Genomic DNA, 502 nt, shown 5'->3' on the forward strand with positions numbered 1-502 from the left:
GCCCGGAGAGTGCAGCATTATTTAGGTGCTCTTTTGCTTTAGTCATAGGTTCTCGTCGTTCCTGTCGACAATGAAGTCTGCTTTTCATCTAATGGTGTCTCAATTAGAGACAATGAATGGGAAGGACCCTATGGTCCATCAATTGACCATTTATTAAGAAATCTGTTTGCGCATTATGGAAAACGTTGCCATGTGATCGTATTTAGCGGCATGGGGAATGACGGCTCGTTGATGGCACCTACGATGCATAAGCAAGGCTGCTCAGTATGGACTCAAGCACCAGATGGGTGTGCGAATGGCTCGATGCCGCAATCTGTGATTGATCTTGAATGCAGTGCATACACCGCATCTCCAAAAGACCTGGCTCGAGCATTAATTAATAAAGTTGGCTGCTACAGTGCACCTGACGCCAGTGCTAGCAATTTAGAAACAAACAAAGGAGTTTAATTGTGTCGGATGCTCAAAGTGTTATCTCTAGCCTATATCTACCGGTTAGTAATAC

Annotated in this window: 1 pseudogene; it reads left to right on the plus strand. The window is 44.6% G+C overall.

Annotated features, from left to right (window positions below):
• Window positions 1-60 precede the first annotated feature (60 nt).
• Window positions 61-447 (plus strand): annotated as a pseudogene (locus A3766_RS09770) (chemotaxis protein CheB); the annotation flags it as partial.
• Window positions 448-502 lie beyond the last annotated feature (55 nt).

Source organism: Oleiphilus sp. HI0132 (genome assembly GCF_001635845.1).